Origin of the sequence: Pseudomonas sp. K2I15, assembly GCF_002204795.1 — a bacterium.
In the GTDB taxonomy this organism is placed as follows: domain Bacteria; phylum Pseudomonadota; class Gammaproteobacteria; order Pseudomonadales; family Pseudomonadaceae; genus Aquipseudomonas.
Genome location: NZ_NIXO01000120.1, coordinates 1 through 5,618, shown reverse-complemented (window position 1 = coordinate 5,618; position 5,618 = coordinate 1). Strand labels below are relative to the sequence as shown.

Sequence of the window (5,618 nt, the reverse complement as noted above, 5' to 3'; positions counted from 1 at the left end):
TTTAATCTTGACGATGACCTACTCTCACATGGGGAAACCCCACACTACCATCGGCGATGCATCGTTTCACTGCTGAGTTCGGGATGGGATCAGGTGGTTCCAATGCTCTATGGTCGTCAAGAAATTCGGGTACTGAGTCGTGGCCAGTTGGCCTCGCTTCAGCAAATTGGGTATGTGATAGCTTTCGGTGTTTTGTAAGGTCTCGAACTTTCGGTTCGTTTCGTCTTCACACACCGCAACCTGGTCTCTTTCGAGCTACAAATTGCTTGGGTGTTATATGGTCAAGCCTCACGGGCAATTAGTATTGGTTAGCTCAACGCCTCACAGCGCTTACACACCCAACCTATCAACGTCGTAGTCTTCGACGGCCCTTCAGGGAACTCAAGGTTCCAGTGAGATCTCATCTTGAGGCTAGTTTCCCGCTTAGATGCTTTCAGCGGTTATCTATTCCGAACATAGCTACCCGGCAATGCCACTGGCGTGACAACCGGAACACCAGAGGTTCGTCCACTCCGGTCCTCTCGTACTAGGAGCAGCCCCTCTCAAATCTCAAACGTCCACGGCAGATAGGGACCGAACTGTCTCACGACGTTCTAAACCCAGCTCGCGTACCACTTTAAATGGCGAACAGCCATACCCTTGGGACCGGCTTCAGCCCCAGGATGTGATGAGCCGACATCGAGGTGCCAAACACCGCCGTCGATATGAACTCTTGGGCGGTATCAGCCTGTTATCCCCGGAGTACCTTTTATCCGTTGAGCGATGGCCCTTCCATACAGAACCACCGGATCACTAAGACCTACTTTCGTACCTGCTCGACGTGTCTGTCTCGCAGTCAAGCGCGCTTTTGCCTTTATACTCTACGACCGATTTCCGACCGGTCTGAGCGCACCTTCGTACTCCTCCGTTACTCTTTAGGAGGAGACCGCCCCAGTCAAACTACCCACCATACACTGTCCTCGATCCGGATAACGGACCTGAGTTAGAACCTCAAAGTTGCCAGGGTGGTATTTCAAGGTTGGCTCCACGCGAACTGGCGTCCACGCTTCAAAGCCTCCCACCTATCCTACACAAGCAAATTCAAAGTCCAGTGCAAAGCTATAGTAAAGGTTCACGGGGTCTTTCCGTCTAGCCGCGGATACACTGCATCTTCACAGCGATTTCAATTTCACTGAGTCTCGGGTGGAGACAGCGCCGCCATCGTTACGCCATTCGTGCAGGTCGGAACTTACCCGACAAGGAATTTCGCTACCTTAGGACCGTTATAGTTACGGCCGCCGTTTACCGGGGCTTCGATCAAGAGCTTCGCGTTAGCTAACCCCATCAATTAACCTTCCGGCACCGGGCAGGCGTCACACCCTATACGTCCACTTTCGTGTTTGCAGAGTGCTGTGTTTTTAATAAACAGTCGCAGCGGCCTGGTATCTTCGACCGGCATGAGCTTACGGAGCAAGTCCTTCACCCTCACCGGCGCACCTTCTCCCGAAGTTACGGTGCCATTTTGCCTAGTTCCTTCACCCGAGTTCTCTCAAGCGCCTTGGTATTCTCTACCCAACCACCTGTGTCGGTTTGGGGTACGGTTCCTGGTTACCTGAAGCTTAGAAGCTTTTCTTGGAAGCATGGCATCAACCACTTCGTTAACTAAAAGTTAACTCGTCATCAGCTCTCGGCCTTAGAATCCCGGATTTACCTAAGATTCCAGCCTACCACCTTAAACTTGGACAACCAACGCCAAGCTGGCCTAGCCTTCTCCGTCCCTCCATCGCAATAACCAGAAGTACAGGAATATTAACCTGTTTTCCATCGACTACGCTTTTCAGCCTCGCCTTAGGGACCGACTAACCCTGCGTCGATTAACGTTGCGCAGGAAACCTTGGTCTTTCGGCGTGGGTGTTTTTCACACCCATTATCGTTACTCATGTCAGCATTCGCACTTCTGATACCTCCAGCAAGCTTCTCAACTCACCTTCACAGGCTTACAGAACGCTCCTCTACCGCATCATCCGAAGATGATACCCGTAGCTTCGGTGTATGGTTTGAGCCCCGTTACATCTTCCGCGCAGGCCGACTCGACTAGTGAGCTATTACGCTTTCTTTAAAGGGTGGCTGCTTCTAAGCCAACCTCCTAGCTGTCTAAGCCTTCCCACATCGTTTCCCACTTAACCATAACTTTGGGACCTTAGCTGACGGTCTGGGTTGTTTCCCTTTTCACGACGGACGTTAGCACCCGCCGTGTGTCTCCCATGCTCGGCACTTGTAGGTATTCGGAGTTTGCATCGGTTTGGTAAGTCGGGATGACCCCCTAGCCGAAACAGTGCTCTACCCCCTACAGTGATACATGAGGCGCTACCTAAATAGCTTTCGAGGAGAACCAGCTATCTCCGAGCTTGATTAGCCTTTCACTCCGATCCACAGGTCATCCGCTAACTTTTCAACGGTAGTCGGTTCGGTCCTCCAGTTAGTGTTACCCAACCTTCAACCTGCCCATGGATAGATCGCCCGGTTTCGGGTCTATTCCCAGCGACTAGACGCCCTATTAAGACTCGCTTTCGCTACGCCTCCCCTATTCGGTTAAGCTCGCCACTGAAAATAAGTCGCTGACCCATTATACAAAAGGTACGCAGTCACCCAACAAAGTGGGCTCCCACTGCTTGTACGCATACGGTTTCAGGATCTATTTCACTCCCCTCTCCGGGGTTCTTTTCGCCTTTCCCTCACGGTACTAGTTCACTATCGGTCAGTCAGTAGTATTTAGCCTTGGAGGATGGTCCCCCCATATTCAGACAAAGTTTCTCGTGCTCCGTCCTACTCGATTTCATGACTAAGAGATTTTCGCGTACAGGGCTATCACCCACTATGGCCGCACTTTCCAGAGCGTTCCGCTAATCTCAAAGCCACTTAAGGGCTAGTCCCCGTTCGCTCGCCACTACTAAGGGAATCTCGGTTGATTTCTTTTCCTCAGGGTACTTAGATGTTTCAGTTCCCCTGGTTCGCTCCATACACCTATGTATTCAGTGTAAGGTAACCATCTTATGATGGCTGGGTTCCCCCATTCAGACATCTCCGGATCAAAGTCTGTTTGCCGACTCCCCGAAGCTTTTCGCAGGCTACCACGTCTTTCATCGCCTCTGACTGCCAAGGCATCCACCGTATGCGCTTCTTCACTTGACCATATAACCCCAAGCAATCTGGTTATACTGTGAAGACGACATTCGCCGAAAATTCGATAATACTCAATTAAGAGCAACTCACAAATTTTACCTTAGCCTGATCCGTTACCAGTGAAAGTAACGTTCAGTCTATCTTTCTATCACATACCCAAATTTTTAAAGAACGATCTAATCAAAGACTAGAAATCAACATTCACCATCACCACGATGGAATGCTCATTTCTAAGCTTTACATGACAGAAGCAGTTAGTGGTGGAGCCAAACGGGATCGAACCGTTGACCTCCTGCGTGCAAGGCAGGCGCTCTCCCAGCTGAGCTATGGCCCCGTATTTCTACAGGCGTTTCCCACACAAAATTGGTGGGTCTGGGCAGATTCGAACTGCCGACCTCACCCTTATCAGGGGTGCGCTCTAACCAACTGAGCTACAGACCCAATTTCGGGCTGCTTCTTTATCGTCTTCTTCAATGAATCAAGCAATTCGTGTGGGAACTTATGGAGCAGCTGATGTCGTCGATTAAGGAGGTGATCCAGCCGCAGGTTCCCCTACGGCTACCTTGTTACGACTTCACCCCAGTCATGAATCACACCGTGGTAACCGTCCTCCCGAAGGTTAGACTAGCTACTTCTGGTGCAACCCACTCCCATGGTGTGACGGGCGGTGTGTACAAGGCCCGGGAACGTATTCACCGCGACATTCTGATTCGCGATTACTAGCGATTCCGACTTCACGCAGTCGAGTTGCAGACTGCGATCCGGACTACGATCGGTTTTCTGGGATTAGCTCCACCTCGCGGCTTGGCAACCCTCTGTACCGACCATTGTAGCACGTGTGTAGCCCAGGCCGTAAGGGCCATGATGACTTGACGTCATCCCCACCTTCCTCCGGTTTGTCACCGGCAGTCTCCTTAGAGTGCCCACCATTACGTGCTGGTAACTAAGGACAAGGGTTGCGCTCGTTACGGGACTTAACCCAACATCTCACGACACGAGCTGACGACAGCCATGCAGCACCTGTCTCAATGTTCCCGAAGGCACCAATCTATCTCTAGAAAGTTCATTGGATGTCAAGGCCTGGTAAGGTTCTTCGCGTTGCTTCGAATTAAACCACATGCTCCACCGCTTGTGCGGGCCCCCGTCAATTCATTTGAGTTTTAACCTTGCGGCCGTACTCCCCAGGCGGTCAACTTAATGCGTTAGCTGCGCCACTAAGAGCTCAAGGCTCCCAACGGCTAGTTGACATCGTTTACGGCGTGGACTACCAGGGTATCTAATCCTGTTTGCTCCCCACGCTTTCGCACCTCAGTGTCAGTATCAGTCCAGGTGGTCGCCTTCGCCACTGGTGTTCCTTCCTATATCTACGCATTTCACCGCTACACAGGAAATTCCACCACCCTCTACCATACTCTAGCTCGTCAGTTTTGAATGCAGTTCCCAGGTTGAGCCCGGGGATTTCACATCCAACTTAACGAACCACCTACGCGCGCTTTACGCCCAGTAATTCCGATTAACGCTTGCACCCTCTGTATTACCGCGGCTGCTGGCACAGAGTTAGCCGGTGCTTATTCTGTCGGTAACGTCAAAACAGCAAAGTATTAATTTACTGCCCTTCCTCCCAACTTAAAGTGCTTTACAATCCGAAGACCTTCTTCACACACGCGGCATGGCTGGATCAGGCTTTCGCCCATTGTCCAATATTCCCCACTGCTGCCTCCCGTAGGAGTCTGGACCGTGTCTCAGTTCCAGTGTGACTGATCATCCTCTCAGACCAGTTACGGATCGTCGCCTTGGTGAGCCATTACCCCACCAACTAGCTAATCCGACCTAGGCTCATCTGATAGCGCAAGGCCCGAAGGTCCCCTGCTTTCTCCCGTAGGACGTATGCGGTATTAGCGTCCGTTTCCGAACGTTATCCCCCACTACCAGGCAGATTCCTAGGCATTACTCACCCGTCCGCCGCTCTCAAGAGAAGCAAGCTTCTCTCTACCGCTCGACTTGCATGTGTTAGGCCTGCCGCCAGCGTTCAATCTGAGCCATGATCAAACTCTTCAGTTCAAACATCTTTGGGTTTTTAAGAAACCCTAAACTTGGCTCAGCAATCGTTGGTTACATCTTTGATTTCTCGCGGAGTAACTTGTGATGCTGATAATCTTGTTGACTATCAGTCTGACTCCACAAGCACCCACACGAATTGCTTGATTCAGTTGTTAAAGAGCGGTTGGTTAAGATCTTTCGTCTCAACCGAGGCGCGCATTCTACAGCAGCCTCTGTTGCTGTCAAGCGGTTTTTTTAAGAAGTTTTCAAAGTTTCCTTTGTAACTTCAACCACTTGCCCTTCCGATCTCTCGTTAGCGGGAGGCGAATTCTACAGCGTTACACGCTGCTGTCAACACCTCTTTTTCTCCGCTTTCGACCGAGAAGATCGAACCGTTAATAGGGCTAAACAACACG

2 tRNA genes and 3 rRNA genes are annotated in these 5,618 nt (G+C 51.1%); all 5 read right to left on the bottom strand.

What is annotated here, in order from left to right:
• Positions 1-5: 5 nt before the first annotated feature.
• A 5S ribosomal RNA gene (rrf, locus tag CEC48_RS30510) occupies positions 6-121 on the bottom strand.
• A gap of 156 nt (positions 122-277) precedes the next feature.
• Positions 278-3,171 (bottom strand): 23S ribosomal RNA (locus CEC48_RS30505).
• A gap of 249 nt (positions 3,172-3,420) precedes the next feature.
• Positions 3,421-3,496, bottom strand: a tRNA-Ala gene (locus CEC48_RS30500).
• A gap of 30 nt (positions 3,497-3,526) precedes the next feature.
• Positions 3,527-3,603: transfer RNA gene (locus CEC48_RS30495), tRNA-Ile, on the bottom strand.
• A gap of 83 nt (positions 3,604-3,686) precedes the next feature.
• A 16S ribosomal RNA gene (locus CEC48_RS30490) occupies positions 3,687-5,223 on the bottom strand.
• Together the 16S, 23S and 5S rRNA genes with 2 tRNA genes alongside form the textbook arrangement of a ribosomal RNA operon.
• Positions 5,224-5,618: the final 395 nt, after the last annotated feature.